General features: G+C 60.2%; 24 protein-coding genes. 12 read left to right on the top strand and 12 right to left on the bottom strand.

Annotated features, from left to right (window positions below):
• Positions 1-299 precede the first annotated feature (299 nt).
• Genes AACT07_RS02745 through ribH form a run of 4 tightly spaced genes read right to left on the bottom strand, consistent with a single transcriptional unit; the run spans position 300 to position 2,706 of the window.
• On the bottom strand, positions 300-794 hold the full coding sequence (locus AACT07_RS02745; RefSeq protein WP_005349509.1) for a phosphatidylglycerophosphatase A family protein: 495 nt from the start codon (positions 792-794) through the stop codon (positions 300-302).
• The gene (thiL, locus tag AACT07_RS02750) at positions 791-1,750 is read right to left on the bottom strand and encodes a thiamine-phosphate kinase (RefSeq protein ID WP_026034998.1); all 960 of its coding nucleotides are present in this window, start codon (positions 1,748-1,750) and stop codon (positions 791-793) included. The genes AACT07_RS02745 and thiL overlap by 4 nt, the downstream gene beginning before the upstream one ends.
• Before the next feature lie 57 nt (positions 1,751-1,807).
• Positions 1,808-2,221, bottom strand: a complete 414-nt coding sequence (nusB, locus tag AACT07_RS02755; RefSeq protein WP_005343514.1) for a transcription antitermination factor NusB — start codon at positions 2,219-2,221, stop codon at positions 1,808-1,810.
• A 14-nt stretch (positions 2,222-2,235) separates the two neighbouring features.
• Entirely contained in the window at positions 2,236-2,706 is a 471-nt protein-coding gene (gene ribH, locus AACT07_RS02760) for a 6,7-dimethyl-8-ribityllumazine synthase (RefSeq protein ID WP_005338866.1), read from the bottom strand.
• Positions 2,707-2,919: 213 nt separating this feature from the next.
• On the opposite strand from ribH, the gene AACT07_RS02765 reads away from it, so the two are divergent.
• Positions 2,920-4,146 (top strand): S1 family peptidase, encoded by a 1,227-nt coding sequence (locus AACT07_RS02765; RefSeq protein WP_069526516.1) that lies wholly within the window; start codon positions 2,920-2,922, stop codon positions 4,144-4,146.
• 57 nt (positions 4,147-4,203) lie between these two features.
• Here the strand turns inward: AACT07_RS02765 and ribBA are convergent, their stop codons facing one another.
• The 5 genes from ribBA to glyA form a co-directional block, all read right to left on the bottom strand.
• The gene (ribBA, locus tag AACT07_RS02770) at positions 4,204-5,313 is read right to left on the bottom strand and encodes a bifunctional 3,4-dihydroxy-2-butanone-4-phosphate synthase/GTP cyclohydrolase II (RefSeq protein WP_069526517.1); all 1,110 of its coding nucleotides are present in this window, start codon (positions 5,311-5,313) and stop codon (positions 4,204-4,206) included.
• Between the two features lie 149 nt (positions 5,314-5,462).
• Complete coding sequence (locus AACT07_RS02775; RefSeq protein WP_005349507.1) at positions 5,463-6,116, bottom strand: riboflavin synthase; 654 nt, start codon at positions 6,114-6,116, stop codon at positions 5,463-5,465.
• 55 nt (positions 6,117-6,171) lie between these two features.
• Complete coding sequence (ribD, locus tag AACT07_RS02780) at positions 6,172-7,281, bottom strand: bifunctional diaminohydroxyphosphoribosylaminopyrimidine deaminase/5-amino-6-(5-phosphoribosylamino)uracil reductase RibD (protein ID WP_069526518.1); 1,110 nt, start codon at positions 7,279-7,281, stop codon at positions 6,172-6,174.
• A 105-nt stretch (positions 7,282-7,386) separates the two neighbouring features.
• Positions 7,387-7,836: a transcriptional regulator NrdR gene (nrdR, locus tag AACT07_RS02785; RefSeq protein ID WP_005338880.1), complete on the bottom strand. Its 450-nt coding sequence runs from the start codon at positions 7,834-7,836 to the stop codon at positions 7,387-7,389.
• A gap of 150 nt (positions 7,837-7,986) precedes the next feature.
• Positions 7,987-9,240 (bottom strand): serine hydroxymethyltransferase, encoded by a 1,254-nt coding sequence (gene glyA, locus AACT07_RS02790; RefSeq protein ID WP_005338884.1) that lies wholly within the window; start codon positions 9,238-9,240, stop codon positions 7,987-7,989.
• A 324-nt stretch (positions 9,241-9,564) separates the two neighbouring features.
• Here glyA and AACT07_RS02795 point away from each other — a divergent pair, with 324 nt between their 5' ends.
• Positions 9,565-9,849, top strand: a complete 285-nt coding sequence (locus AACT07_RS02795) for a hypothetical protein (protein ID WP_069526519.1) — start codon at positions 9,565-9,567, stop codon at positions 9,847-9,849.
• A 48-nt stretch (positions 9,850-9,897) separates the two neighbouring features.
• On the opposite strand, the gene torS is transcribed toward AACT07_RS02795, so the two are convergent.
• Positions 9,898-12,723, bottom strand: coding sequence for a TMAO reductase system sensor histidine kinase/response regulator TorS (torS, locus tag AACT07_RS02800; protein ID WP_069526520.1), 2,826 nt, complete (start codon positions 12,721-12,723; stop codon positions 9,898-9,900).
• A 70-nt stretch (positions 12,724-12,793) separates the two neighbouring features.
• On the opposite strand from torS, the gene torT reads away from it, so the two are divergent.
• Positions 12,794-13,840: a TMAO reductase system periplasmic protein TorT gene (torT, locus tag AACT07_RS02805; RefSeq protein WP_069526521.1), complete on the top strand. Its 1,047-nt coding sequence runs from the start codon at positions 12,794-12,796 to the stop codon at positions 13,838-13,840.
• 37 nt (positions 13,841-13,877) lie between these two features.
• Positions 13,878-14,282 carry a GFA family protein gene (locus tag AACT07_RS02810; RefSeq protein ID WP_005338893.1) on the top strand — a complete coding sequence of 135 codons (405 nt, stop codon included), beginning with the start codon at positions 13,878-13,880 and terminating at the stop codon, positions 14,280-14,282.
• Between the two features lie 36 nt (positions 14,283-14,318).
• Here the strand turns inward: AACT07_RS02810 and torR are convergent, their stop codons facing one another.
• Positions 14,319-15,032: a two-component system response regulator TorR gene (torR, locus tag AACT07_RS02815; protein ID WP_069526522.1), complete on the bottom strand. Its 714-nt coding sequence runs from the start codon at positions 15,030-15,032 to the stop codon at positions 14,319-14,321.
• A gap of 145 nt (positions 15,033-15,177) precedes the next feature.
• Between torR and torC the strand changes: the two genes are divergently transcribed.
• The 5 genes from torC (at position 15,178) to AACT07_RS02840 (ending at position 22,605) form a co-directional block, all read left to right on the top strand.
• Complete coding sequence (gene torC, locus AACT07_RS02820; protein ID WP_083243727.1) at positions 15,178-16,344, top strand: pentaheme c-type cytochrome TorC; 1,167 nt, start codon at positions 15,178-15,180, stop codon at positions 16,342-16,344.
• Between the two features lie 27 nt (positions 16,345-16,371).
• The gene (torA, locus tag AACT07_RS02825; RefSeq protein ID WP_069526524.1) at positions 16,372-18,864 is read left to right on the top strand and encodes a trimethylamine-N-oxide reductase TorA; all 2,493 of its coding nucleotides are present in this window, start codon (positions 16,372-16,374) and stop codon (positions 18,862-18,864) included.
• A 99-nt stretch (positions 18,865-18,963) separates the two neighbouring features.
• The gene (torD, locus tag AACT07_RS02830; protein WP_058057287.1) at positions 18,964-19,632 is read left to right on the top strand and encodes a molecular chaperone TorD; all 669 of its coding nucleotides are present in this window, start codon (positions 18,964-18,966) and stop codon (positions 19,630-19,632) included.
• 7 nt (positions 19,633-19,639) lie between these two features.
• Positions 19,640-20,008 (top strand): hypothetical protein, encoded by a 369-nt coding sequence (locus tag AACT07_RS02835; protein ID WP_042080620.1) that lies wholly within the window; start codon positions 19,640-19,642, stop codon positions 20,006-20,008.
• A gap of 152 nt (positions 20,009-20,160) precedes the next feature.
• Positions 20,161-22,605 carry a sensor domain-containing protein gene (locus AACT07_RS02840; RefSeq protein WP_069526525.1) on the top strand — a complete coding sequence of 815 codons (2,445 nt, stop codon included), beginning with the start codon at positions 20,161-20,163 and terminating at the stop codon, positions 22,603-22,605.
• A 57-nt stretch (positions 22,606-22,662) separates the two neighbouring features.
• Here the strand turns inward: AACT07_RS02840 and AACT07_RS02845 are convergent, their stop codons facing one another.
• Entirely contained in the window at positions 22,663-22,944 is a 282-nt protein-coding gene (locus tag AACT07_RS02845; RefSeq protein ID WP_236397141.1) for a hypothetical protein, read from the bottom strand.
• Between the two features lie 166 nt (positions 22,945-23,110).
• Here AACT07_RS02845 and acs point away from each other — a divergent pair, with 166 nt between their 5' ends.
• From acs to accB, 3 genes are all read left to right on the top strand, one after another.
• On the top strand, positions 23,111-25,057 hold the full coding sequence (gene acs / locus AACT07_RS02850) for an acetate--CoA ligase (protein WP_069526527.1): 1,947 nt from the start codon (positions 23,111-23,113) through the stop codon (positions 25,055-25,057).
• Between the two features lie 288 nt (positions 25,058-25,345).
• Complete coding sequence (gene aroQ, locus AACT07_RS02855; RefSeq protein ID WP_005338907.1) at positions 25,346-25,795, top strand: type II 3-dehydroquinate dehydratase; 450 nt, start codon at positions 25,346-25,348, stop codon at positions 25,793-25,795.
• Positions 25,796-25,831: 36 nt separating this feature from the next.
• On the top strand, positions 25,832-26,290 hold the full coding sequence (gene accB / locus AACT07_RS02860; RefSeq protein WP_069526528.1) for an acetyl-CoA carboxylase biotin carboxyl carrier protein: 459 nt from the start codon (positions 25,832-25,834) through the stop codon (positions 26,288-26,290).
• Positions 26,291-26,293 lie beyond the last annotated feature (3 nt).

Genomic DNA, 26,293 nt, shown 5'->3' on the forward strand with positions numbered 1-26,293 from the left:
TTGAGTTATACAATTCCGCAATGTTTTGTGCAGATAACCACCAATTCGGCAGAGATAAATGATGATTTTCATCACACAAATGGCCGGTGCGTCCGTACATCTATTGGTATCATTACTTTAATTTCAACAACAACGCAACAAGCAGCATTTATCACTATTTCCAAAACAATCACCAGCCCCGAATGAGTAGTGAATATTTATGTGAAATGGATGATAAACGGCAGCATATGCCGATGAATGAAAATTAAGCAGATATAAATCGGGGGATGCCAGAACGGTCATCCCCCTGAAGGTGGCTCTCAACCGAGCCAGAATGCCAGTAATTGCATACAAAACAGGGCGAACAGGCCGGCGATCAGATCGTCCAGCATGATGCCCAGGCCACCGTGGATCCGGCGATCAAACCAGGAGATGGGCCAGGGCTTGAGCACATCAAACAACCGGAACAGCGCGAAGCCCGCCACCACCCACTCCCAGCCGGCTGGCGCGGCGATCATGGTGACGCCAAAACCGATCACCTCGTCCCAGACGATGGCGCCGTGATCCGGCATACCGATGGCATCGGTGGCGCTCTGGCAGATACGAATACCGACCACAAATCCCACCGCCAGCAAGGCGATAAACCAGTGGGTCGGCAGCCCGCTCACCAGCAGGTAGAGCGGAATGGCCGCCAGGGTGCCCATGGTGCCCGGCGCCTTGGGGCTGAGACCAGAACCAAATCCCACCGCCAAAAAATGAAGCGGATTTTTCAGATCCAGTCGTGTCAGCTCGGGCTTTATCCTGAACAAACTCATGCGAAGTGATCCCACCCTTTCAGTTGCAACTCGACCGCCTGGTCGCCACGCAGGTAGTCGATGCCCGGCTCGCCCGCCACGATGCGGCCGATGCGGCTGAACTTGACCCCGCTGTGGGCCAGCGCCGTATCGAGCGCGCCGCGGTGCTCCTCCGGCACTGTAAAGCAGAGCTCGTAGTCATCGCCACCGGCCAGCGCCAGTTGCCACGCCTCCTGCTCGCTCACCGCATCCTGCAGCACCGGCGAGAGCGGCAGCAGATCGAGATCGATCTGGGCCCGCACGCCGGAGGCCTTGAGGATATGGCCGAGATCCGATGCCAGCCCATCGGAGAGATCCAGCGCACTGCCCGCCAGTCCGCGTAGGGCCTGACCGGCCAGAATGCGGGGATGGGGGTGGTCGAGCCGTGGCAGCACCGCAGCCAGCTGGTTCTCGTTGAGGGTGCGTTTGCCCAGCAGGTGGGAGAGCGCCAGCGCGGCATCTCCCAGAGTGCCGGTCACATAGATGCCGTCACCGGCTTTGGCGCCGCTGCGCATCAGGGCGCGACCGGCAGGCACCGATCCCTTCACCGAGATGGTGATGGAGAGCGGCCCACGGGTCATGTCTCCGCCCACCAGCGCCACATTGTAGTACTCGGCCAGCTCCAGAAACCCTTCGGCAAAACCGGCGACCCAACCTTCGTTGATGGCAGGCAAGGTCAGCGCCAGCGATACCCAGCGCGGCTCGGCCCCCATGGCGGCGAGATCGGAGAGATTGACCGCCAGCGCCTTGTAGCCGAGATCCACCGGATCCATGTCGGGAAAGAAGTGTACGCCGCTCACCAGAGTGTCGGTGCTCACCGCCAGTTGGGTATCGGGGGGCAGGGTCAGCAGGGCACAGTCATCTCCAGGGCCCATCACCACGTCCTTGCGGGCGTGGGGGACCTTGAAGTACTTATCAATCAGCTCAAATTCACCCATACAGTAAAAAGCCAGCAATAAGCTGGCTCCTCTCTTAGATGCTGACGGACAGCAGGATCAACGCTTGTTTAGCGACTTGATCACCTTGTCCAGTACACCGTTGACAAACTTGTGGCTGTCATCGGCAGCAAAAGCTTTGGCCAGCTCGATCGCTTCGTTGATGACCACGCGCGGCGGTACATCATCACGACGGGTCAGCTCGTAGGTCGCCAGACGCAGGATCGCCTTGTCCACCATGTCCACTTCTTCCAGCGGACGGGAGAGGAAAGGTGCAAACACCTTGTCCAGCTCGCTGCAGTGGAGGGCTACCCCGAACAGCAGATCGCGGAAATAGTTCAGGTCTACACCCTTGGTGTCCTGATCGATCTTGAACTGCTCTTCGATGTCACCCACGTTAGCCTTGGTCATCTGCCACTGGTAGATGGCCTGGGTGGCGCAATGGCGGGCTTTACGGCGCTCAGACGGTTTCAATGTACTTCTCCTCGTTACACGTCCAGTTCTTTCAGGACGTTGATCATTTCGAGCGCTGCCAGTGCAGCCTCTGCACCCTTGTTACCCGCCTTGGTACCTGCACGCTCGATGGCTTGTTCAATGTTTTCAGTGGTCAGCACCCCGAAGGCAACGGGAATTTCATATTCCATCATTACCTGAGCCATGCCCTTGCTGTTCTCGTTTGCCACCAGGTCGAAGTGGTAGGTGCCGCCACGGATGACAGTACCGACCGCCACGATGGCGTCGTATTGACCACTCTTGGCCAGCTTCTTGATGACCAATGGCATTTCAACCGCGCCCGGCACTTTTACCAGTGTCAGGTTGCTGTCCTGCACTTGACCTTGACGCTTCAGTACGTCCACCGCACCGTTCACCAGACTGTCGTTGATGAAGCTGTTGAAACGGGCAACAACAATAGCAACGCGCGCCTCAGGAGCGGCGATATTTCCTTCGATAACCTTCATTGGAAATCCTGTATCTGTGCAATCAAAAGGGCCGGAGTCAAAAGTGCGCACATTCTAGCACAACAGACCCACGACAAAAACCAGCTTCATAACTCCGACAAATTCCATCTATTAACTTTTTTCACAGCCAGTCAATAAGACCCATAATACTCCCCCCCCACAACCGCATCGTTCCAGTGCGGTAAAATAAAAACACACTGAAAGGAGTTCGAAATGTTGTATTTAAAACGTGCGGCATTGATATCTGCAATCATCGCAGCTACATCGCCTCACGCAAATAGCACACCACGCATTATTGGCGGCAGTGGTACTACCGCTCCTAGCTGGATGGTTGCCATTGGGGAAAATGTTAATGGAACATGGTTCAACTACTGTGGCGGTACTCTTATCGATCGTGAGTGGGTCGTCACAGCAGCCCATTGCGTAGAAAACCCGCAAGTAGGCAAGATGGAAGTCGCCATCGGCGTAACGGACTTGAGCAAATCCCATCAGCGGACTTCGATTGACCAAGTTTTGATGAATACCGAATATCTGGTCAATCGTCTGAAATCCCTCGGTTTTGATATTCCAACCTTTGAAAAAGATATTGCCCTGCTGCACCTAGCAACACCCACAGCCAATGCTCCAATCACTTTGGCGCCATTAAATACCAAAGACACATGGGTTGGGCCAACTCAACTACGAACCTATGGTTATGGCGGCATCAATCCGCAGGCCACTATTGACAGTCCAGTACTTCAGACTATTGACCTCCCTTATCAAGGCGACAGGGACAGATGGTATGGAGACACAACCCTGAGCCATATCTTTGCCGGACAGACCGTGATGCAGGACTCCTGCAAAGGCGATAGCGGGGGGCCATTGGTTTATATGGGACAGCTGGTCGGCATCACTAGCTATGGGGCCTTTCCGTGTGCTTCCGGAGCCGCAGGGGGATACACTTATGCACCTGCTTTGGCTGATTGGATAAACGAACAAAAACACAACATTACCATTACATCACTACGCGGACTGAATGTTCCGGCAAACCAGAGCCGCTGGGCAGAATATAGACTAGTCAACCGCACCATGTTCAGCGCAACCCTGAGTGATCTGGTAACTACTGCACCTGGAATAGCCAATAACTGTAACGTTGAACTAAAACCGGGCCAAGATTGCACAATTCGCGTTCGTTTCGATGGCAAATACGCTGTTGACTCTATTCGTGCCGAAATCATTAGTATGAAAAGTACCATTGCTGGACGAGCTTCAACACTTGAAGCAGCACTTATAGGTATCACAACAAAAGAAGAACCAGCCCCCATCCCTGAACCGACACCGCAACCTGCCCAACCCTCCCAGCCGACAACCACATCAGGTAGTGGCGGTGGCGGCGGTGGTTCTATCGGTCTAGCAGCCCTGTTACTAATACCAATAGCCTGGCTACGGCGTCGCCGTTGAAACCAACAAAAAAAAGATGACGCCATGGCGTCATCTTTTTTATCCTACAAAGATTAATTACTCGCCGATGTACTCAACCACTTCCAGACCGAAACCACCGAGGGCATGGTACTTCTTCGGCGAGCTCAGCAGGCGCATCTTGCTTACACCAAGGGCCTTGAGGATCTGGGAACCCACGCCAACCCGGCGCGAGGTGCCCTGCCACTTGGCTCCTTCCGGTGCCAGCCCCTTGTCGGCGGCTTCAAAACCCTTGACCCGGGCCAACAGCTCGGCGCCATGGGATTCCGCCCCCAAAATCACCAGCACGCCGCCTTCGCTGGCAATGCGGGCCATGGATTTGGGCAGCGGCCAGCTACGGGCAGCGTGGCGGTCGGTCAGCAGCAGATCGCTCAGCACATCGTGCAGATGGACGCGCACCAGGGTCGGCTGATCGGCCTGTACCTCACCCTTTTTCAGGGCGAAGTGAACCTGATTGTCGATGGTATCGCGGAAGGTGATGAGGTCGAACTCGCCAAATTCGGTGGGCAACTTGCACTCGGCCACCTTCTCGACCGTGGTCTCGTGCTGGTTGCGGTACTCGATAAGATCGGCGATGGTGCCAAGCTTGATGCCGTGCTCCTCGGCGAACACCTCCAGATCCGGACGGCGCGCCATGGTGCCATCCTCGTTGAGGATCTCGACGATGACGGCGGCCGCCTCGAAACCGGCCAGACGGGCCAGATCGCAGCCCGCTTCGGTGTGACCGGCACGGGTCAGCACGCCGCCATCCTGAGCCATCAGCGGGAAGATGTGGCCCGGCTGCACCAGATCGGCCGCCTTGGCATTGGGCGCCACAGCGGCCTGCACGGTCACAGCACGATCGGCGGCTGAGATACCTGTGGTCACCCCTTCTGCCGCCTCGATGGAGACGGTAAAGGCGGTGGAGAACTGGGCATTGTTGCGATCCACCATCAGCGGCAGAGCCAATTGCTTGCAGCGATCCCGGGTCAGGGTCAGGCAGATGAGGCCACGGCCGTAGCGGGCCATGAAGTTGATATCCTCCGGACGGACGCAGGAAGCGGCCATGATGAGGTCCCCTTCGTTCTCCCTGTCTTCGTCATCCATCAGGATCACCATCTTGCCAGCCTTGATATCGGCAATGATTTCCTGGGTTGTGCTCAGCGCCATGGGCTACTCCATCAGTGTGCTTGGGGGTTGAGCCCGCAGGCTCAACGCAAATGCGTGTGTATGTTGCTCTAGATTGGGGCTAGCGGCTCCATTTCAATCAGAGCGGGATCACAGAAAATCGTTTTGGTGGCCAGATTCAGCGCACACCGTCAGAGAAAACCGGCCTTGGCCAGCGTCTCCATGGTCAGGGTCGAGGCGCTGCTCTCCTGACTTTTTCCCATCATCAGCCGCTCCAGATATCGGGCGATCTGATCCACCTCGAGGTTGACCTTGTGACCCGGCTTCCAGCTGGCGATGGTGGTCTCCTGGGCGGTGTGGGGCACTATGGTCAGGCGGAAAAGGTCGCCCTGCACCGCGTTGACGGTGAGGCTGATGCCATCCACCGCAATGGAGCCTTTCTCGGCGATATAGCGGGAGAGTTCCCCCGGCGCCTTGATCCAGTACTCGATGGCGCGGCCGCTGCTGGAGACGCTTTTCACCTCCCCTACCCCGTCCACATGACCGGAGACCAGATGGCCGCCGAGGCGGGAGGTGGGCATCAGTGCCTTCTCGAGGTTGACCCGATCGCCCACTCTGGCGGCGGCAAAACCGGTACGGGAGAGGGTTTCCAGCGACACATCGGCGGTATAACTCTTGTCGCCCAGCGCCACCACGGTGAGGCAGACGCCGTTGGTGGCGATGGAGTCGCCCAGTTTGACGTCGCTAAAATCCAGACCTGGTGCGTGGACGGTGAGGGCCATGTCATCGCCCTGACGGCGCAGTTCGGCCAGGGTTCCCACCGCTTCGATAATTCCGGTAAACATGCAGATCACCTTGCTGATGACGGAGGCTGATTATGCCCCCTTGAACATTGATAAATCAGGCTATTTTGGCGGTAATGCGAATATCCGGCCCCACCATTCGCACATCCTTGATGGCGAGCCTGGGTGCCTGGAACAGCCGGGTCAGGCCCGGCAGATGGAACAAGCCACGCCCCTCGTCACCCATCAATTTGGGAGCCTGATAGAGCACCAGCTCATCCACCAGCCCTTTTTCCAGCAGAGCGCCGCACAGCCGCGGGCCCGCCTCAACCAACACCGAGTTGACGTTCTGCTTGGCCAGCAGCATGAAGAGGCTGACCAGATCCAGCTTGCCATCCAGCAGCGGCAGCTCCAACTGCTGCACCCATGCGGGCCACTCGCCGGACGCCTTATGACGGGCCAGCAGCACCGGACTCTCGCTCTGGAACAGCGGCAAGTCGGGTGTGAGGCGGTTTTGCGAATCGACGATGACTCGCAGCGGCTGGCGCAGGGTCTCTTTGGGATAGCTCGCCTTGACCGAGGGGGGCAGCTCATCCCAGCGCACGGTCAGGGAAGCGCCATCGGCCAGCACGGTTTCAGCGCTGGAGAGCACCGCATCGTGGCGGGCCCGCAGTCGTTGCACATCGCGGCGCGCATCGGGAGAGGTGATCCACTGGCTCTCGCCGCTCGCCATGGCGGTGCGGCCATCGAGGCTGGCCCCCAGCTTGACGGTCACCCGCGGGAAGGCGGTACGCATCCGCTTGAAAAAGCCCGGGTTGAGCGCTTCGGCTTCGCTCGCCAGCAGGCCGAAATCTGTCTTGATCCCCGCTTCGGAGAGCATCCGCAGGCCACGTCCGCCCACCTGGGGATTGGGATCGACCATGGCCGCCACCACCCGGGCCACGCCAGCGTTGATCAGCGCCTCGGCGCAGGGGGGAGTACGACCGTGGTGGGAGCAGGGTTCGAGGGTCACATAGGCGGTGGCGCCGCGGGCGTTGTCACCGGCGGCGCGCAGGGCGTAGACCTCGGCATGGGGCTCGCCCGCCTTCTGATGCCACCCTTCGCCAACCACCACGCCATCCTTGACCAGCACGGCGCCGACGCAGGGGTTGGGGGCCGTGGTGTAGCGGCCGCGGCGGGCCAGTTCGAGGGCCCGACTCATCCATTGGTAATCATCTTGACTAAACATTCGGGCTCCTGTTTTCAACAACATCCAAGCCGTATCGCATCAGGTAACTGGCTGCGTTACCGCATCCGATGACGCTTCGCTAATCGGGCCTGCTTCAGGGACGATTTATTTTTCCAGCTTGGCGATCTCTTCGCCGAACTCGCGAATATCTTCGAAGCTGCGATAGACGGAGGCAAAGCGGATATAGGCCACCTTGTCCAGACTCTTGAGCTCATCCATCACCAGATTGCCCACCAGCTCGGAGGCGACTTCGCGCTCGCCGGTGGCACGCAGGCGGGATTTGATATGGTTGACCGCTTTTTCGATGGCCTCCATGCTCACCGGCCGCTTCTCCAGCGCCCGCAGGATGCCGGCGCGCAGCTTGTCTTCGTTGAACGGCTCGCGGGAGCCGTTGGACTTGATGACGCGGGGCATCACCAGCTCGGCCATCTCGAAGGTGGTAAAACGCTCGTGACAGAGCAGACACTCACGACGGCGGCGCACCTGATGGCCTTCTGCCACCAAGCGGGAATCGATCACCTTGGTATCAACCGCACTACAGAATGGGCAATGCATCGGACCTCCGGCGTTAATGGAACAGGGACCGGCCCGGCGGGCCAGGATCTAGGTCGGCCAGTGTAGCACGGCCATCCAAAACCGGTAAAAGCCAGAAAAAACAATGCCACCCGCAGGTGGCATTGGTCTCAAACCGAACGGTCTGACTTATCAGCCATAGACCGGGAAGCGGCGGCAGATATCCAGCACCTTCTCACGCACGGTGGCCAGCACGGCATCGTTGTCGTGGTTGTCCAGTACGTCACAGATCCAGTGGGTCAGCTCGATGGACTCGGCCTCCTTGAAACCGCGGCGGGTGATGGCCGGGGTACCGATCCGTACACCGGAGGTGACGAACGGGGAGCGCGGGTCGTTGGGCACTGAGTTCTTGTTGACGGTGATGTTGGCTTTGCCCAGCGCAGCGTCAGCATCCTTACCGGTCAGCTCGCGGCCGATCAGGTCAACCAGCATCAGGTGGTTGTCGGTACCACCGGAGACGATCTTGTAACCGCGCTCGATAAAGGTGGCAGCCATCGCCTTGGCGTTTTTCACGACCTGAGCCTGATAGGTCTTGAACTCCGGCTCCAGCGCCTCTTTGAAGGCAACGGCTTTACCGGCGATAACGTGCATCAGCGGACCACCCTGACCACCCGGGAAGACGGCGGAATTGAGCTTCTTGTAGAGCTCCTCGTCGTCAGCGGCGGAGAGGATCAGACCACCGCGCGGACCGGCCAGGGTCTTGTGAGTGGTGGAGGTGACCACGTGAGCGTGGGGAACCGGGTTCGGGTAAACGCCAGCGGCAATCAGACCAGCCACGTGGGCCATGTCGACGAACAGGTAGGCACCGACCTTGTCGGCGATTTCGCGCATGCGGGCCCAGTCAACGATGCCGGAGTAGGCAGAGAAGCCACCGATCATCATCTTCGGCTTGTGCTCGACAGCCTGACGTTCCATGTCGTCGTAGTCGATCTTGCCGGACTCATCGATACCGTAAGGCACGATGTTGTAAAGCTTGCCGGAGAAGTTGACCGGAGAGCCGTGGGTCAGGTGACCGCCGTGGGCCAGGTTCATGCCCAGTACGGTGTCGCCCGGCTGCAGCAGAGCCATATAAACGGCGCTGTTGGCCTGGGAGCCGGAGTGCGGCTGCACGTTGGCGTAAGTGGCACCGAACAGCTCTTTGGCGCGCTCGATAGCCAGGGTTTCGACCACATCCACATACTCGCAACCACCGTAGTAACGCTTGGAGGGGTAACCTTCAGCGTACTTGTTGGTCAGCTGGGAGCCCTGGGCTTCCATGACACGGGGGCTGGTGTAGTTCTCAGACGCAATCAGCTCGATATGCTCTTCCTGACGACGGGTTTCGTCTGTGATGGCCTGCCACAATTGCGGATCATAATTGGCGATGGTCATGTCACGTTTCAACATCCGTTTCTCTCCTGAAAATCGTTTGCGCGTTAGGTGAAGTGGGCGCGGGCATTGTAACGTGAGCTGGATCAAAGAGACAGTCCAACCACCTAAAAAAATGTTGAATTTATGTTGTAAAAAGCAAGGTTCCCTCCCCGTTCAATACCCTGGCCGCTCCGCCAAACGGCACATTTTTCATCCCGCTGCGGGCGGGCAAAACCCGAAGGGGATCACAACGCCCTCTTTATCCATCCTGTAACATATTCATTCGAAACAAATTTAATGATGATGGAGCTGATTGCAGCCATGCATCCGAGGGGCTGCACCTAACCGGAGGAGTTCAAGATGGACCATCTGCTGACATTCGTGATCCTGGCTGTCTTTTTTCTGTTCTACTGGGTCTACTACACCAGCCAACGCAAGCATGTCCCCACCACCTCGTGGGATCAACTCCCCACCAAAGCCGAATATCTGGCGGCCCACCCTGAATCAGTCGATGGCGACATCGTCTTCTGTTATCACTGCGGCCACCACGAGTTGCTGGAGGTAGGCATAGTGCACCTGACCGATTTTCGCCGGGAATGGGTCTGCGCCAAGTGCAAGCAGGTGCTGTTTCGCGAAATAGAATAACGGCACAGGAACTGGCCCCCTCTGAACGTTGTGCATCGCCAGCAGGGATCAGAACGGCGAATCCCTGTTGGCCGCCAGCCACTGCTGCAACCCGCTCACCGCCGCGTCAAATTGCCCGCCGATTGCCGCAGGCTCCCCGCCTCCCGCCTCAAGAGCCGCACAGTGGCTGGCAAATTCGGTCAACCCCAGCGCCAGCGCACTTCCCTTGAGCTTGTGCGCCAGCTGACGTTGCTCTTTCCCCTCACCCTGAGCCAACTTATCTACCAACACCCGCCCTTGCGACTCAAACAGCGCGACCAGCTGGCGGATCCGCGCCATGCCGAGCAGGGGCAGATCGGCATCCAGCACCGGATTGGCCCACTCGGGGTGGTTAGTTGGGGGCACGGCTACTGATAACGGCACCTGCGGCTCGATAGAGGTTCCTTCTTGCCGAAACAGCTGATCGATAGCGTTCGCCAGCACCGCCAGCCGTACCGGCTTGCCGACAAAATCGACAAAGCCGGCGGCAAGGCAGTGGCGGATATCCTCCGGATACATCTGGGCCGAGATGGCGATGGCGGGCAGCGGCCGTTCATGCATCTCCTCGCTGATGGCGGCCAGATCCTCGCGCAGAGTCATACCGTCCATATCGGGCAGATTGATATCGAGCAGCGCCAGCTCGAAGGGGCGCTCGGTCACCAGCGCCAGTGCACTGCGACCGTCCTCCGCCAGGGTGACGCGATGGCCGAGGCGGGTCAGCATGCCGTGCGCCACCAGCCGATTGATCTCGTTATCCTCCACCAGCAGGATGTCGCGGGACTGGCCAAGGTGCAGCGGTTGCGCCTCGGCAGGCAGTTGGGCGCTCGAACGCTGCAAGGGCAGACTGAAGCTGAATTCACACCCCTTGCCCGGTTCGCTGGCAAGGATAAGCTCGCCCCCCATGGCGGCCACCAGCTTGCGACTGATCGCCAACCCCAGCCCGGTGCCGCCCTGATGGCCTATATCGCGCTTGCGCTGGCGAAACGCCTCGAACACCGCCTCCTGTTCATCGGCCGGAATGCCGGAGCCGGTATCGCGCACCACGAAGCGGATGCAGGGCTCGGCGCAAGGGCCTTGGCAGGCAAGAGGCGCCACCGTCAGGGTAATCTGGCCACGGACGGTAAACTTGACCGCATTGCCGAGCAAGTTGCCGAGCACCTGGCGCAGCTTGCCCAGATCCCCCTCGACCACAGGCGCCAGCCCGGGCGCATATTCCAGCGCCAGAGTGACCCCCTTGGCCTCTGCCTTTGGCCGGAACAACGCGCTGAGCTCATCCACCAGCTGGAACAGGGGGAAGGGCTCGCGGCGCGCCTCCACATGGCCCGCCTCGATCTTGGAGTAGTCGAGAATGTCGTTGAGGATCTCCAGCAGGGATTCGCCGCTATGTTCGATTGCGGCCAGATAGCGCTGCTGGGTATCGCTGAGGTGGGTATCTTCCAGCAGCGTCAGGCCCCCGAGAATGCCGTTCATGGGAGTACGGATCTCGTGGCTCATGGTGGCGAGAAACACCGACTTGGCGCGGTTGGCCTGTTCGGCCTCGGCGCGGGCCTGCCGCAGCTTCTCCACCTCCTCATTGAGCCGCTCGTTGGCGTGGCTGAGCTGGCCAGTGCGCTCCTCGACCCGCGACTCCAGCTCGCGCTGATAACGGCCCAGCTCAACCGCATTGTCACGAAACACCTGCAGGGCCCGCCCCAACTCAGCCAGCTCATCGCGCCCGGTACTGGCGATCGGTTCAAGGGGGGCCAGATCCCCGCGCGCCAACCGGCTCATCCCCGCCACCGCCCGTTGCAGCGGCCAGACGATCCGGCCGTAGACCATGCGCCACATCAGCAGCATCAGCAGTAGCAGGGTGAGCAGGCCAATGGCCATCAACGCCTGCTCCAGCAGCCTGAGGCGCTGGCTTAGCGCCTGCTGGCTCTGCCCCAGCGAATCGCGGGCACTGCTGACCAGCTCACCGACCTGCTGGTTGAGGCTGCTCATCAGGGCCTCATTGGCACTGGCCAGCACCCGAAGCGCCTCCCCCTTGCCGAGCCAGTCGCTGCGCAGTTGCATCAGCTTGTCGCTCTGTGCCAGCACGGTCAGCGCCTGTTCCACCGCCTGCCGGCGGGCCGGATCGGTCACCGCCCCGGCCCGCAGTTGCAAGATGGCCAGCTCCCGCTGCCCCTCTTGCAATAGCGTTTGCAACTGTTCCTGCCGTTCGCTGCGCCACATCTCCTCGATGCGCTGCTGCTGCATCAGGGTGCGATGACGCAGCTCGGTCATCTGCTCCAGCCAGTCGAGATCCTGCTCCAGCAGGCGGTCCAGCGTCCGGGTCACCTGCGTACCTTGCTGTTGGTAGAGGGAACCCAATCCCGCCACCATCACGGTTTCGGCGTTCTCCATCTGACTGCGCGCCAGCTCGGCGATCTGTCCGGCCGCCGCCACCAGACGGGCCCGCTGCGCCTCCCCCTGCGCCATCAGGGTCAACCGCTCCCCCACCAGCCACCCCTGTTGACCCAGATTACCGATAATGCTCTGGCTGAGCTGATCGAGGCTTGTTGAACTCTGCCCACGGTCGAGTTGCGCCAGCACCTGCTGCAGCTGTTGCCCCTGCAGAGTGAGCAAGCGTCCCTGATGCTCCCGCTCCTGCTCGCTGGTCGCGGTGGCCAGCAGCCGTGACGCGCTCTGGATCTCGCCGCTGAGGCGAGAGAGCGTGCGGGCCAGCTCCTGATCGGCCAGCGTCTGCTGCACCCCTTGCTCCAGCTGGCGCAGATGGCTAAGCCCCACCCAGCCCAGCAGGGAGGCACTCAGGGTCAACAACGCCATCAGGGAGAAGGCCAGCAGCAACTTGCCACCCAGGCCGGAAAAGATTCTCACGGGAAGTCCCTTGGTTGTGGTCGGCTTTGACCGGATAATATGGCCCAACACTTTAACAAAACCCCTGACCATGCGAAGCGTCTATCTCTCCCCGTTGTTGCTGATCTGGTTGCTAATGCTTCCCCGCGCCGCCCTCGCCTTTGCGGTCGATATCTGGCCCGGCGGCGAATTCAGTGGCCAGCCGGTGCGCCAGCAGTGGCCGGAACCCGCCGCCGCAACCAAATCGCTGACCTTCTGTGCCCTCTACCCCCATCTGCGCGACGCCTACTGGCTTTCGGTCAATCAGGGCATGGTAGACGAAGCGAAGCGGCTGGGAGTCAAGTTGCAGATCCACGAAGCAGGGGGTTACGGTGCCCTCGCCGAGCAGCGCCAGCAGTTGCTGCGCTGCGTGCAGGAAGGGAGCGACGCCATCTTGCTCGGCGCGGTGAGCTATCAGGGCTTGCGCGAGGCAATCGAGGCCACGCCGCTGCCGGTCTTTGGTCTGGTCAACGATCTGCCCAGCGGTCTGGTGCAGGCCAAGGTGGGGGTCTCCTGGTACCAGATGGGCTGGCAGATTGGCCACTGGCTGGCGCAGCGCCACCCCGCCGGCAGCAAGCCGGCCTCGGTCGCCCTCTTCCCCGGCCCGCAGGCAAGCGGCGGCAACAACTTTGTCGAACCTGGCTTTGCCGACGCCATCAAGGGGAGCGCCATCAAGCTGGTCACCACCGAACGCGGCGACAACAGCCGGGAAATCCAGCGCACCCTGGTGCAGCAGACGCTGGCCCGCTATCCCGACCTCGACTATCTGGTGGGGGGCGCCATCGCCGCCGAAGTGGCAGTCAACGAGCTGGCGCAGCGCCATCTCGACAGGCCCCAGGTGCTGAGCACCTACTTCAGCCACGGGGTACAGCGGGGCCTGCGCCGGGGCAAGATCTTGGCCGCCAACAGCGATCAGATGCGGCTGCAGGGGCGCCTTGCGGTGGCTCAGGCGGTCTGCCTGCTGCAACACCCTGATGCCAGTGCCGAGCAGTGCCCGCGGGTGATGGGGCCACCCATTCTGACGCTGTCTGCACCGCTGGCCGACCCCGCCGATTCCCTCTCGGATGGCGCTTTTCGTCCCGTCTATCGGGTCGAATAGCCGTTCCAAATCCGATTAGCCCACTCAAGGAGAAGAGATGAAAGAGTTACATGCCAGCTGCCTGTGCGGCGCCGTCGCCCTGACCCTGCCTGATCAGTTCGACTATATGGGGAACTGCCACTGCAGTGAATGCCGCAAGTTTTCAGGGGGAGATTACGCCTCGGTCGGCGGACTGGATGGCAACAAGGTCACCATAGTGAAAGGGGAAGAGGCCATCGGCCGCTACCGGAAATCGGCAGAGACCACCCTCGCCTTCTGTCGTCACTGCGGCTCCAGCCTGTTCAGCCAGAAGAGCAGCAGCGGCAAGATCAACCTGCGCCTCGGGGTACTGGACGATGTGCCGAGCCAGCGGCCCGCGTTTCACATCTTCGTTGGCTCCAAGGCGCCCTGGCACCAGATTGGCGACGACTGCCCGCAATTTGATACCCGCCCGCCGGTCTGATACCCGGTCAAACAGGTCAAGGCCGCCGCAACGGGATCAGGAGGCTATCTCGCCGGCAAACAGATAGCCTTCACCATGGACGGTGACAAACAGCTGGGGATCCCGCGGATCCGCTTCCATCTTGCCGCGCAGCCGCCGGATCAACACGTCTATGGTGCGATCGCTCGGGCCATCGCCGCGATGGCTGATAAGGGTCAGGATCCGCTCCCGACTGAGCACCCGCCCGGCATGGGCGACAAAGGCCACCAGCACTTCATATTCGGCCTTGGTCAGACGCACCGGCACCCCGTCCTTGCTGAGCTGGCGACGGGGAATGTCAAAACGCCAGGGGCCGAAGCGCACCGCATCGTCAGCCACCGCAGGCTCGCTCGGCGCGGCGGCCGCCAGCGAGATCCGCCACAGCAGATTCTTGACCCGCACCAGCAACTCCCGCAGCTCGAACGGCTTGGTGACATAGTCGTCGGCCCCCATCTCGAGGCCGACTATCCGGTCTACCGCATCACTGCGGCCGGTGACCAGAATGATCCCCACCGTGCTGCGCGCCCGCAGTTCACGGGTCAGCAGCAGACCATCTTCCCCCGGCAGGTTGATATCCAGCATCACCAGATCGACCGTTTGTTCCGCCAGCACGGTGCGCATCTCCTGGCCGTTTTCGACCGCCGTCACCCGATAGCCTTCCCGCTCGAAATAGCCGGTCAGCTTCTCGCGGGTAACCGCATCATCTTCAACAACCAGAATGTGGTAGCTCATGGGCAGGGTTCACGATGGTCGACAAGGGAGGATTATTCTATTCACATTTTGTCATAAATACCCCTATTTCATTAATTTATGGCGGCAGCCCTGTTCACAACGCCTCCCTATCATGGCTCCCATCAAAAAAGTGATGTGAGAGAGCATGATGAAAAAACTGTGGCACTTCCTGCGCACCCCCAGCCGTCGCTGGTCGGTACTGGCGCTGCTTCTGGTGGGCGTCGGCGTTACCCTGGCGGGCACCGTCGGTCTGCACTATGGCTTTGAGAAAACCAGCAGCCTCGAATTCTGTATCTCCTGCCACTCCATGAAAGACACCGTCTATCCGGAGTACAAGGAGTCCATCCACTTCAAGAATGCCTCAGGGGTACAGGCGGTCTGTACCGACTGTCATCAGCCGAAGGATTTCGTCGGCAAGGTGGCCCGCAAGATGGAGGCGGCCAACGACCTCTATCAGGAGTACATAGGCCACAGCATCGACACCCAGGAGAAGTTCGAAGACCGGCGCCTGCATCTGGCCGAGAAGGTGTGGGCGCGGATGAGCAGCCAGAACTCCAAGACCTGCAAGTCCTGCCACAGCTACGACAACATGGATCACGCCAAGCAGTCCCCGGCGGCAGCGCTGGCGATGAAAGATGCGGCGGCGAAGAACATGAACTGCATCGAGTGCCACAAAGGCATCGCCCACGAACTGCCCAACATGGCGGGCGGCTTCCGGGCCACTTACGCCACCCTGGTCAACGACGCGCAAGAGGCGCCAGCCACCGAGACCCTCTACAACCTGGGTGAAAAAGATCTCTACGCCAGCGAACAGAGCAGCGACCCGGTCGGCAAACTGCTGCCCGCCTCCCGCATCGACGTGGTGGACCGCAGCGGCGATCGCCTCAAGGTGACCATCGAAGGGTGGCGCGAGAGCGATGGCAAGGGCCGGGTGCTGAGCGAATACATGGGCAAGCGGGTCTTCGTCGCCACCATCCGTGACGAACTGAAAGCGAGCGAGAAAGTGCTCAAACAGGAGACCGACAGCGCCACCCATATCAAGTGGGAACAGGTTCAGGTGCAAGCCTGGGTCGATGGCAAGGGCTTTGAGTCCTCGCTCAAGCCGATCTGGGATTACGCCGGCGAGATGTACAAATCCACCTGCAACTCCTGCCACGGCGCGCCGGATCCCGCTCACTTCACTGCCAACGGCTGGATCTCGGGGCTCAAGGCGATGTCTGCCTACTATCGCCTGAGCAAGGAAGAGGAGCGCACCCTGCTCAAATACCTGCAAAACCATGCCGCCGATACCGGTGGTCAGGGCAGCCACTAAGTCCGGATTCGAAAGAGGAATAACAAGATGATCAATATTTCCCGTCGTGGTTTTCTGGGTGGCTTGCTGGCCAGCGGTGCCTCTGCCCTGATCGGCCCCTCCCTGCTCGGTCGCGCCGTGATGGCCGCCGAGTCTGGCGACAAGCTGGTGCAATCCGGCTCCCACTGGGGCGCCTTCCGTGCCCGGGTGGTCGATGGGCGCTGGGTCGAGACCCTGCCGTTCGAGCACGACAAGCACCCCACCGACATGCTCAAGGCCTTGAGTGAGGTGGTCTACAACCCCTCCCGCATCCGCTACCCCATGGTGCGGCTGGACTGGCTGCGCAAGGGCCACCAGTCCGACACCAGCGAACGCGGCCAGAACCGCTTCGTGCGGGTCACCTGGTCTCAGGCGCTCGATTTTTTCTATCACGAGCTGGAGCGGGTGCAGAAGACCTATGGCCCGAGCGCCCTCTATGCCGGCCACTCCGGCTGGCAGTCGGTGGGCAAGCTGCACTCCGCTGGCGCCATGCTGGGGCGTGCCATGAACCTGCACGGCACCTATCTGGCCAAGGCCGGTGACTACTCCACCGGTGCCGCCCAGGTGATCCTGCCCCACGTGGCGGGCGCCATGGAGGTGTATGAACAGCAAACCTCCTGGCCGCTGGTGCTGGAGCACAGCAAAACCATCGTTATCTGGGGCTCCGATCCCATCAAGAACCTGCAGGTTGGCTGGCTGGTGCCGGATCACAGCGTCTACGACTACTGGGCACAGCTGAAAGAGAAGGTGGCCAAGGGCGAGATCCGGGTGATCAGTGTCGATCCGGTCAAATCCAAGACCCAGAAGTACCTCAATTGCGATCAGGTGACCCTGAATCCGCAAACCGACGTACCGCTGATGCTGGGCATCGCCCACACCCTCTACAGCGAGAAACGCCACGATGAGGCGTTCCTGAAGAACTACACCACCGGTTTTGACAAGTTCCTGCCCTATCTGCTGGGCACCAGCGATGGTCAGGTGAAGGATGCCGAGTGGGCCGCCGCCATCTGTGGCGTCCCTGCCGAGACCATCCGCGAGCTGGCCCGAGCCATGAGCAGCGGCCGCACCCAGCTTATCGGCGGCTGGTGTGTGCAGCGCATGCACCACGGCGAGCAGTACGCCTGGATGCTGGTGGTTCTGGCCTCCATGCTTGGCCAGATCGGCCTGCCGGGGGGCGGTTACGGCTTTGGCTGGCACTACAACGGAGCGGGCACCATCACCTCCAGCGGCCCAATCATGTCCGGTTTCAGCTCAGTCATTCCCGGGGTCAAGCCGCTCCATGACGGCGACTGGAAGGGCTACTCCAAGTACATTCCGGTGGCCCGTTTCGTCGACTGCATCCTCAATCCGGGCAAGCAGATCGCCTTCAACGGTCAGACCATCACCTACCCCCACATGAAGATGGCAGTGTTCTGCGGCAACAACCCGTTCCACCACCAGCAGGATCGCAACAAGATGGTTGCGGCCTGGCGCAAGCTGGAAACCGTGGTCAGCATCGATCACCAGTGGACCGCCAGCTGCCGCTTCGCCGATATCGTGCTGCCCGCCACCACCACTTATGAGCGGGATGACATCGAGCAGTGGGGTTCTCACTCCAATGCGGGCATTCTGGCCATGTACAAGGTGGTGGAGCCGCTGTTCGAGGCGCGCGATGACTATGACATCTTCGCCGATCTCTGCCGTCGCTTCGGTCGCGAGGCCGAGTTCACCGGCGGCAAGAGCAAGCTGGAGTGGATCCAGAGTATCTATGACGACGCCCGCCTGCAGGGTCGCGGCATCGGCATTCGACTGCCCCGTTTCAGCCAGTTCTGGCACGGCGAAGGCTTCGTCACCTTCCCGGCGGGCCAACCCTGGGTGCGCCACGAGTCGTTCCGTCAGGAGCCGGATCTGGAGCCACTGGGTACCCCGTCCGGTCTCATCGAGATCTACTCCAAGACCATCGCCGACTACGGCTATGGGGATTGCCCGGGCCACCCGGTCTGGATCGAGCCCTACGAGCGCTCTCACGGCGGGCCGGGCAGCAAACAGTACCCGCTGCACCTGCAATCCTGCCACCCGGACAAGCGGCTGCACAGCCAGCTCTGCTCCTCCGACAACTACCGCGCCACCTACACGGTGCAGGGTCGCGAACCTGTCTACATGAATCCGCAGGATGCCAAATCCCGCAGCCTCAAGGACGGCGATCTGGTGCGGGTGTTCAACGGCCGCGGTCAGGTATTGGCCGGTCTGGTGGTGAGCGATGACTACGCCCCCGGGGTGGTGCGCATTCAGGAAGGGGCTTGGTATGGCCCGCAAGAGGGCGGCAAGGTAGGGACTCTCTGTACCTACGGCGATCCCAACGTGCTGACCGCCGACATCGGCTCCTCCAGCCTAGCGCAGGCCACCACGGCCCATACCGCGCTGGTGGAGATCGAGCAGTTCCGCGGACAGGCACCCGCCGTCACTGCCTTCGGCGCGCCGGAATCGGCCAAGGGCATCGACCCCATGTTCCCGGCACTCTGACCCCTGGGGGACGAAAGCGCCCCCTTGAGTTTCCTTTATTTTTAAAGTCGTTAGAATCGGGAGCCATCAAGGCTCCCGATTGCCATCCACGGAGGAAAAATGCAGGAATTTATGGCTACCAGCGAACGCCGGGCCGAACTCTACTGGTGGTTCTCCACCCTGTTCGCCGCCGAACTCAGTGATGAGCAGATCGCCGAATATGACACCTATGATGTGCGAAGCTTCCTGAAAAGCCTCTCCACCCTGGATCCGATGCGCGAAGCCGTGGCCGAGCTCAACGATGCCATCGCCCGCCTGCTGGTGCGCCCGGATCGCCAGCTGGAACTCGCCGCCGACTTCGCCGGCCTGTTTCTGGTGGATCCCAAGCAGGGCGCCCTGCCCTACGAATCGCTCTACCGTGGCGAAGCCAAGCTACTGATGCAGGCCCCGATGGCCGAGATGCAGGCCCGCCTCGATCGCCTCGGCATCAATGTTAGCGACAAATACAAAGAGCCTGCGGATCATCTGGCCATCGAGCTGGATCTGATGGGCAATCTCATCATCCGCGCGGCGGAAGCCAAGAGCGCGGCCGAGCGGGAACGCTGGCTCGACGAGCAGGAAGCGCTGCTGCACGGCCATCTGCTGGGCTGGTTTGACAAGTTCGAAAGCGCCTGTCGCGCCGCCGACCGGTTTGGCTTCTACGGCGCCAGTGCCCGTCTGCTGGGGGTCTTCCTCAAGATGGATGCCAACTACCTCTCTCTGGTCAAACCGGCACCGTCCGCCGACTGAGGCCGCGATGAAGACAGCCCTGCTTCTGATTGCATGCTGGCTGCTGGCCCTGATCCCGCTGGATCAGGGCATTACTCCCCTGATCGCGCTGCTGTTCAACCCGGATCGCGAGCTCTACGGCACCGCCCAGCTCACCGGATTTGCCGGCATCCTGCTCACCCTCTACCTTGCCAATCTCGGCGTCGAGGTGGTGTTGCGCCGCCGCTTCCAGATTGCCGGCATGCTGGCGCTGCTGGCCGCCTGGATCGACTTCATCAACAGCAGCGGCAGCGAGTCGCACTTCCTGCTGCTCTATCTGCTCGCCCTCCCCTTCCATCTGCTCGGCTGGCTGGTATTTGTGCGCGGTATTCAGGCGTTTGGTCGCCAGAAGGGATAACCACTCGCCCCTTTTTCCATCCTTTTTATCAGGTTTTTCTGCCTATTCTTGCCGTCAAAACAACCAGATAACTCCGCTTGACTCCCGGCCAAACAGTTCGTGCCATACTGACAACTGATGCAAGTGACAAAACAATCAATGCCGAGGTCATCATGGATGGGAAGCTTTTCAACGCCGACACCGAGGCAATGTTGACCCAGCTGTCAGATCACACCGTCCTGGAACAGCTGATGGATAATGCCCCTCTGGGCATCGGCGTCTTTGACTGCGAATTTCGCTACCGTAAAGTCAATCAGGTGCTGGCCGACATCAATGGCAAAAGCATCGAGGAGCATCAGGGCAAGCACCTCAGAGAGGTGGTTCCCAAGCTGGCCCCGACCCTGGAGCCCATGTTTCAGCAGATCATGCGCAGCGGCATGCCCTACGTGGATATCGCCATCACGGGCCAAACCGCGGCGTACGACAACAGCTCCCGCCGCTTTCAGGCCACCTACAGCCCGATGCGTGATGAGAAAGGGGAGCTGAACGGCATCCTCGCCATCGTACGGGACATCACCGAGCAGTACGAAACCGAACAACGGCTGCAGCTGGCAATGCGAGCGGCCCAAATCGGGGTGTGGGAGTGGCACGTGGCGGAGGACAGATTACTGTTCGACGGCCAGATTGAGCCGCTGCTGGGCATTGAGGCCAACCAGTTCCACGGCGGGCTGCAAGCGTTCGTCGACTGTTTTGAACCGGAATCCGGCAGCCAGCTCAAAGCCGCCCTGCAAAGTCATGACCCCATCCATCTCACCCTGAGCTACCTCACAGCTCTCAACGAGCGCCACTGGGTCGATATTCATGCCGACCATGTCCCCGCCACCGAGTCGGTCGGCCACCGGGTCATGGGGGTCATTCACAATGCCACCGCCCGCCGCCGTCAGGAGGAGCGGCTCCATCAGGCCAACGTGGTATTCGATACCACGGCCGAGGGGATCATCATCCTCGACAGCGAGCACCATATTCTGTCGGTCAACCCGGCCTTCACCATGCTGACCCAATACAATGCCGAGGAGGTGATAGGCCGTACCCCGGATATCATCATGCATCCCAGGCGCTACACCGACCTCGACTATCCCTGGTATCACCTGCGCCCCGGCAACAACGCCTGGCATGGCGAGATGGTTTGTCTGCGCAAGGATGGTAGCTACTTCTCCTCCTGGCAGCAGATCAGTGCTGTCTATGACAACTTCAACAACACCACTCACTATGTGATCGCCCTTTCCGACATCAGCGCCATTCGCAAGGTGGAGGCCGAGCTGAATCACCTTGCCTATCACGATCCCCTGACCGAGCTGGGCAATCGTCATCTGTTGCAGGAGCGGCTGGCCCTTGAGCTGAAAACCGCGCAGCTCAATCGCAAACGGTTGGGGCTGCTCTTTATCGATCTGGATGGCTTCAAGCTGATCAACGACAGCCTGGGCCACGGAGTTGGCGATGAGCTACTCAAGCGGCTGGCAGAGCGGATCCGCGGCTGCCTGCAGCACAACGATCTGGCGACCCGCCTCGGGGGAGACGAGTTTCTGGTGCTGATCCCCTATCTGGAGGAGCCTGACGAGCTGGCAACCCTGGCCAATACCCTGCTGACCGTGTTGCGTGAACCGGTTGAGCTGGCCCATGAGCTGGTGGCAATCTCGGCAAGTATCGGTATCGCCATCTATCCCGATCATGCAGACAGCCCGGAAACCCTGGTCAGCGCCGCCGACAGCGCCATGTACGAGGCGAAAAGTCAGGGGCGCAACGGATTCCAGTTCTATACCCCCTGCATGGCGGCTCGAGCCCGCGAGCGGATGCAGATTGAGCAGGGTCTGCTCAAGGCCCTGGAGCTCGAACAGCTCTGCATCTTCTATCAACCCATGACCAATCTGGCCAACGGCCACCTGAGCGGACTGGAAGCCCTGCTGCGCTGGCAGCATCCGAATGAGGGGATGATAGCGCCGACCCGTTTTATTCCGGTGGCAGAGGAGTGCGGCCTGATCGAGAAGATAGGAGAGTGGGTGATGCGCAACGCCTGCGAGCAGGGACAAAACTGGCTGGCTGCCGGCCTGCCGGTGCCCCGCTTGTCGGTCAATGTGTCGGTGCGGGAGATGCGCTCCCCGGGCTACGTTGAACGGGTCGCCGCTATTCTGGCCGAGACCGGATTTCCGCCAGAACGGCTGGAGATAGAGGTGACGGAGAGCATCATCCAGCGGGTCGAACAGAGTCTGGATCTCTTTACCCGCCTGAAAAATCTCGGCGTGCAGATTGCCATCGATGACTTTGGTACCGGCTTCTCGTCACTGAGTCTGCTCAAGACCCTGCCGATCGATCGCATCAAGATCGACCGGGCGTTTGTGCAGGCATTACCGGAAGACAAGAACAGTCGGGAGCTCTGCCGCACCATCATCAATCTGGCCGACAGTCTGGATATGGAGGTCACCGCCGAAGGGATTGAAACCAAGGCACAACACGCCTTCTTGCAATCACTCAACTGCGGCGAAGGACAGGGCTATCTGTTCAGCAAACCACTGCATGTCGAACATATGGGAGATAGCCTGCATCAACGCTACGTCTCATAGCGGCAGGCAATCATCATCACCAGCTGGGAGGCATCCGCCTCCTGGCTGCCGACCGGATTACCACTCGATCTGCAAGCGGGATTCCCAACCATCATCACGATCATTGAGCATGCGCGTCAGCGGTGATTCACCAGCATAACGGGGAGCTGGCTCGCTGAAGGTGAGTCTGGTACCAGGCTCTTTGGCCTGCCATGCATGACCAAACTGATCAGCCACCCGCTCCCGCACCGCAGGTGAGGCCTCCTGATGGGTGATCGCAAACTCTTTCGGAGGTTCGCCAGCGGGCACTGGCGCATCAAACTGCCAAAGGGATGCACAGAGCAACAGAGAAAACATCATGACCTCCAATTAATCGACACCCCCCCTTTTACCCACTCACCGATTAATTGTCACTCTTTGTCCTGTAACCAACTGTTGCCGCCTATCCAAAAGTCTAATTGCCCCCCGCCACCAAAGGTATAAGTTGTTAAGAAACCATTAAAAGATCTATTCAAAGGAGTGAGTGATGAGCGAGAGCAAGGTCTACCCGGTCAAACCCCACATCAGCAGCAATGCACTGCTCGACAAGGGCGACTACGCCGCCATGTATCAGGCCTCCGTCGAGGATCCCGATACCTTCTGGGGAGAGCAGGGAAAAATTCTCGACTGGATGAAACCCTATAGCAAGGTCAAGAACACCTCCTACGATCCGGGCCATGTCTCCATCAAATGGTTTGAAGATGGCCAGCTCAACGTCTCGGCCAACTGTCTCGATCGCCATCTCGCCGAGCGTGGCGACAAGGTCGCCATCATCTGGGAAGGGGACAACCCTGCCGAAGATCGCAAACTCACCTACCGCGAACTGCACAGCGAAGTGTGCAAGTTTGCCAACGTCTTGAAAGCACAAGGGGTTCACCGCGGCGACGTGGTCTGTCTCTATATGCCGATGGTACCCGAAGCCGCCATCGCCATGCTGGCCTGTACCCGCATCGGCGCGGTACACAGCATCGTCTTCGGCGGCTTCTCGCCGGAAGCGCTGGCCGGTCGCATCATCGACTCGGGCTCGCGCATCGTGATCACCGCCGACGAGGGGCTGCGTGGTGGCCGTCCGGTGCCGCTCAAGAAGAATGTGGATGAAGCGCTCACCAACCCGGAAACCCAGGTCAACAAGGTGATCGTGCTCAAGCGCACCGGCGGCAATGTCGCCTGGCACAACCACCGCGACATCTGGTGGCACGAAGCGACCGCCACCGTCAGCAGCGACTGCCCGCCCGAGGCGATGAACGCCGAAGATCCGCTCTTTATCCTCTATACCTCCGGCTCCACCGGCAAACCCAAAGGGGTGCTCCACACCACCGGCGGCTATCTGGTCTATGCCACCCTCACCTTCAAATATGTGTTCGACTACCACGAAGAGGATATCTACTGGTGTACCGCCGATGTGGGCTGGGTCACCGGTCACTCCTATCTGGTCTACGGGCCGCTTGCCAACGGCGCCACCACCATCATGTTCGAAGGGGTGCCCAACTACCCGGCCACCAACCGCATGAGTCAGGTGGTGGACAAGCATAAGGTCACCATCCTCTATACCGCCCCTACCGCCATCCGCGCCCTGATGGCCAAGGGTAACGAAGCGGTCACCGGCACCTCGCGCCAGAGCCTGCGCATCATGGGCTCGGTGGGTGAACCCATCAACCCGGAAGCCTGGGAGTGGTACTACCGCACCATTGGCGATGAGCGCTGCCCCATTGTCGATACCTGGTGGCAGACCGAGACCGGCGGCATCCTGATTACGCCGCTGCCCGGCGTCACCGACCTGAAACCGGGCTCGGCGACTCGTCCCTTCTTCGGGGTGCAACCTGCGCTGGTCGACAACATGGGCGAGCCGCTGGAGGGGGCCACCGAGGGCAATCTGGTGATCACCGACTCCTGGCCAGGCCAGATGCGCACCGTGTTCGGCGATCACGAGCGCTTTGAGCAGACCTACTTCTCCACCTTCCCGGGCCGCTACTTCACCGGCGACGGTGCCCGTCGCGACGAGGACGGCTACTACTGGATCACCGGTCGGGTGGATGATGTACTGAACGTCTCCGGCCACCGCATGGGTACCGCCGAAATTGAATCGGCGCTGGTGGCCCATCCCAAGATCGCTGAAGCGGCGGTGGTGGGGGTGCCCCACGAGATCAAGGGTCAGGGTATCTATGCCTATGTCACCCTGATCGCCGGGGAAGAGCCGAGCCGTGAGCTGCACAAAGAGGTGAAGGAGTGGGTGCGCAAGGAGATCGGTGCCATCGCCACGCCGGATGTCATTCACTGGGCGGAGGGCTTGCCGAAGACCCGTTCCGGCAAGATCATGCGGCGAATTCTGCGCAAGATCGCCACCGGCGAGACCGACAGTCTGGGGGATATCTCCACCCTCGCGGATCCGGGCGTAGTAGACAAACTCATTCGCGAGAAGTCGGAAGCAGCCTGATCCCGCTTCGTTTGTAGCTCGATAAAGCCGGCCCCGTGCCGGCTTTGTCGTTTCTCATCCGCCAGCAAACAGCAAGGCAGTAGCTACGAAGCCTTGCCGATCGAAACGTGCAATAAATAGCCAGATGTAGAGATTAGACCAGTAAAATGCTGCTAATTTTCACGAAATCAATATAATTGCGAAATCTGTGTGCCAGGGCACACCGATTTGCGCAGAAAATGGCTAGATTTCTGGTAGTCCACAAGATAGCTGATAGATAGCAGCATTATCATCGAGGATGTACTCAATATGTCGCAAAATCACCGCATTCTCCTGCTCAACGGACCAAACCTGAATCTGCTGGGCAAACGGGAACCGGGTATCTACGGCAGCAAGACGCTTGATGAGATCGTCGCCGATCTGAAGCTTAACGCCAGCGAACTCGGTGTCACTCTGGAACATCTGCAATCCAATGCCGAACATGAGTTGGTCGGCCGCATCCATCAGGCCATGGGCCAGGTGGATTTTATCATCATCAATCCAGCCGCCTTCACCCACACCAGCGTCGCCATTCGCGATGCGCTGCTGGGTGTCGCCATCCCTTTTATCGAGGTTCACCTGTCAAACGTCCATGCCAGGGAGCCGTTCCGTCATCACTCCTATCTGTCTGATGTCGCCAAAGGGGTCATTTGTGGTCTGGGGGCCGATGGCTACCAATTCGCTTTAACCGCGGCCGTGCACCATCTGCGCGCGGCTTGATAATCACTGATCAGATAAAGAAGAAAGAGAATGCTAATGGATATCCGCAAAATCAAGAAGCTGATTGAACTGGTTGAAGAGTCCGGCATCGCCGAACTGGAGATCTCCGAAGGTGAAGAGTCCGTTCGCATCAGCCGCAACTTCTCCGGTCAGGTGACCACCGCCATGCCGCAGATGGTGATGCAGCAAGCCGCTCCGGTTGCCGCACCTGCCGCTGCCGCCCCGGTTGCCGCTGCACCGGCCGCCGATGCCGCCCCGAGCGGTCACCTGATGCGCTCCCCGATGGTTGGCTCCTTCTACCGCTCCTCCAGCCCGGATGCCAAGCCGTTCGCGGAAGTGGGCCAGCAAGTCAATGTCGGCGACACCCTGTGCATCGTCGAAGCCATGAAAATGATGAACCAAATCGAGTCTGACAAGGCCGGTGTGATCAAAGCGATCCTGGTTGAAAATGGTCAGGCCGTCGAATTTGACGAGCCGCTGTTCATCATCGAATAAGGG

This window comes from Aeromonas sp. ANP5, assembly GCF_963870295.1.
In the GTDB taxonomy this organism is placed as follows: Bacteria; Pseudomonadota; Gammaproteobacteria; order Enterobacterales; family Aeromonadaceae; genus Aeromonas; species Aeromonas veronii.